The sequence below is a fragment of the Spirosoma sp. genome (genome assembly GCF_048594605.1).
Taxonomy (GTDB): Bacteria; Bacteroidota; Bacteroidia; order Cytophagales; family Spirosomataceae; genus Spirosoma.
The window spans coordinates 1-3,634 of record NZ_JBMDWV010000092.1 but is presented as its reverse complement, the minus strand read 5'-3'; the positions used below and the strand labels follow the sequence as shown (position 1 = coordinate 3,634).

Genomic DNA, 3,634 nt, shown 5'->3' with positions numbered 1-3,634 from the left:
GCTTTAGCGGGTTATCCACAAAAACAGCCTCTACTACGTAGTAGAGGCTTTTTTTGTGGATAACCCGCTAAATTACGGTTTGTAAAAAGGATTCCTTAAAAGCTTCATAATCAGAAGAAATACGAATACTATGTTTAACTCGACTCGATAATACTGCTAAACGTTCTGGAACATCCACAGAAATCTCTAGTACGTCATCTACAAGAGGTTTAAATTTTGAAGGATGTGCAGTTGCAAGGGCTATACCCGTAACATCTTTATCGAAAGCCTTAAGATAAGCTTGTAAACCCATGATACCGATTGCTGTGTGTGGACAGGCTATATAGTTATAAAGCTCGTAAATTCGCTTCATACCGGCTCGTGTTGCATCGTCATCATAAAAAAAGCCAGAAACGTTTGCCTTTAGTGCGTTGAAATCGTCACCGTATAGATGCTTCAACCGGACAAAATTGCTTGGGTTTCCAACATCCATAGCATTTGAAATAGTAGCAATTGACTCACTGGGTGAATAAACGGACGTTTCCAGATAGGAGGGAACTATATGATTTAAATTGGTAGCAGCTACAAAATGCTCAACAGGCAAACCCAGCTGCTGAACCATGACACCAGCGCTGAGATTGCCAAAATTACCACTAGGTGTAGAAAAGACTACAGGCTTTCCTAAATGCTTAACCTGTCCATAAGCGCGGACGTAGTAAAATCCTTGAGGTATAAGTCGGAAAACATTAATTGAATTGGCCGAAGAAAGAGACAATTGATTATTCAATTCTTCATCAACAAATGCCTGTTTTACTAAAGCCTGGCAATCATCAAACGACCCATCAACTTCAAAAGCCTGAACATTTCCGCCGAGTGTAGTTAATTGTTTCTCTTGTAAATCACTAACTCGACCGGTCGGGTACAAAATTGAGACTCTTACACCTGGTACGTTATGAAAGCCCATGGCCACAGCGCCACCAGTATCTCCAGAAGTAGCTACCAATATATTGACTTCCTTATCACTACGTCTGGAATAATAGGACATCAGAGCGGCCATGTAGCGAGCGCCAACGTCTTTAAAAGCTAGCGACGGACCATGGAATAGCTCCAATACGTTCGTTTTGCCTGGTACCAGCTCAACAACAGGTGTATCGAATGGAAAAGCCTGATGCACCAGCTCCTCAAGATCGGCTTGACTTATCTCATCGCCAAAAAGTACTTTACTAATAGCAAATCCTATATCTGCCAATGACTGATTGGCAATCGCTGAAAAAAAGTCTTTGCCTTGATGAGGCAACGGAGTAGGCATATATAGGCCTCTGTCGGCAGGCATGCTGTGAAAAAGAGCCTCTTCAATAGTAACAGTCTTCGCTGGATTGTTCGTACTATAAAAACGCATATAGAAACATCTGGATAAGAGTGCAAAGTTCGGTAAATCAACGCAATCCAGATGAGTCCAAGCGGTAAATGTGGAAAACTAATATGATTGGTGGATAAATAAGTCAATGTGTAAATTTGTGTGAGTAAACACTTCATTACATACAGAGTAATGATTAAGAACAAACTCTGTAAAACTATTTCAACATGACTTTCGGAATCTTCAACGTACCAATGCCGACCAACGAGCCGGTGAAAGAATACAAACTTGGGTCAGACGAGCGTGAAGCTCTCAAGCAAGCTTTACAGAGTTTTCGATCTCAGGAAACTGATGTACCAATGTATATAGGTGGCAAAGAAGTAAGAACCGATCGGAAGATTCGAATTGCCCCCCCACATGATCATCGTCATACGCTAGGTTTCTTTCATGAAGGTGATAAAAAGCATGTAGAGGAAGCCATAGAAGCAGCGTTAACTGCTAAACACACTTGGGCAAATTTGCCATGGGAACATCGGGCTAGCATATTTCTAAAAGCTGCAGAGCTTATTGGAGGGCCATATCGAGCACGTATTAATGCCGCAACAATGCTCGGCCAATCAAAAAACGCTTATCAGGCTGAAATTGATTCAGCTTGTGAATTGATAGATTTTCTGCGTTTCAATACGTACTATGCGGATGAAATATATAGGCAACAACCAAACTCATCGCCGGGTATTTGGAATCGGCTAGAATATCGTCCATTAGAAGGATTTATCTTTGCATTAACTCCGTTCAACTTTACGGCCATAGCTGGGAACTTACCCACATCTGCCGCACTAATGGGAAACACGGTGGTTTGGAAACCTGCCTATTCACAAGTTCTTTCGGCAAAAGTGATCATGGAAGTGCTGAAAGAAGCCGGTTTACCAGATGGAGTGATTAATCTAGTCTATGTAGATGGCCCGGTAGCCGGGGAAGTAATATTTAACCATCGGGATTTTGCTGGAATTCATTTCACGGGCAGTACAGGTGTTTTCCAGCAAATTTGGGCAACAATCGGCTCAAATATCCACAAATACAAAAGTTATCCACGTATTGTTGGAGAAACAGGCGGGAAAGATTTCGTGCTAGTGCATGAATCAGCAGACATTGATGAAGTGGTTACAGGGTTAATTCGTGGAGCTTTTGAGTATCAGGGTCAAAAATGTTCAGCTGCATCAAGAGCATACATTCCAACTACACTCTGGCAGAGAATTAAGGCAAAAATGAAGGAACAGCTGGAAGAAATAAAAATAGGGTCAGCAGAAGATTTTTCAAATTTCATTAATGCTGTAATTGATGAGCGTGCATTTAAAAAAATTACTGGTTACATTAATGATGCGAAAAGTAGCAGTCAAGTCAAAGATATTATAGGCGGGAATTATGATGATACAAAAGGTTATTTTATAGAACCCACTATTCTTGAAGTAAGTGATCCAACTTACCAAACCATGTGTGAAGAAATATTTGGGCCTGTTCTATCTATATATGTGTACGAGCCTGTTGACTTTGAAAATATTGTTCAAACGATTGACACTACGTCGCCTTATGCATTAACCGGCTCTGTTTTTGCCAAGGATCGATACGTAATTGAAAAAGTTACAAAAGAGCTACAAAATGCTGCGGGTAACTTTTATATCAATGACAAACCCACTGGAGCAGTAGTCGGCCAGCAACCGTTTGGAGGTGCCCGTGCCTCGGGTACAAACGATAAAGCTGGATCATCTCTAAACTTATATCGTTGGGTATCAGCTAGAACTATTAAGGAAACCCTTCTACCACCCAAGTACTACAAATATCCGTTTCTACAGATAGAAAAAAATTTAGAATAACGGTTGTAAATGAAAAAAGAAGAAAGTAATTTTGCACTCCCAAATCAGAGAAGTAGAATGATTAAATTTGTTAATCGTTTCTTTTTCAACATATTAAACGGGGGAGAATAAAGAAAAAGTGAAAAAATATTTTTCGATTTTTTCTTGACTTAACAGAATAATTACTGTAATTTTGCACTCCCAAATACGAATAAGGCCAACAACGGTTGGTCACCATCTCGAAAGAGAGAAAGTTCTTTGACATATTGACATTAACAGATTAACGCCAATTAAGGCTAAAAACACAGTCACTTTGAGTAGTGGCAAACAATATTTACGATGGAGAGTTTGATCCTGGCTCAGGATGAACGCTAGCGGCAGGCCTAATACATGCAAGTCGAACGGTCCTTTCGGGGATAGTGGCAAACGGGTGCGTAACGCGTAAGCA

General features: G+C 40.5%; 2 protein-coding genes and 1 rRNA gene. 2 read left to right on the top strand and 1 reads right to left on the bottom strand.

Annotation, left to right across the window (positions count from 1 at the left end; all coding sequences use genetic code 11):
* Window positions 1–67: 67 nt before the first annotated feature.
* Window positions 68–1,378, bottom strand: coding sequence for a threonine synthase (gene thrC / locus ACOJS8_RS05140; RefSeq protein ID WP_420147459.1), 1,311 nt, complete (start codon window positions 1,376–1,378; stop codon window positions 68–70).
* Between the two features lie 185 nt (window positions 1,379–1,563).
* Here thrC and pruA point away from each other — a divergent pair, with 185 nt between their 5' ends.
* Window positions 1,564–3,207, top strand: coding sequence for an L-glutamate gamma-semialdehyde dehydrogenase (gene pruA / locus ACOJS8_RS05135; RefSeq protein ID WP_420147458.1), 1,644 nt, complete (start codon window positions 1,564–1,566; stop codon window positions 3,205–3,207).
* 315 nt (window positions 3,208–3,522) lie between these two features.
* Window positions 3,523–3,634, top strand: a 16S ribosomal RNA gene (locus ACOJS8_RS05130); the annotation flags it as partial.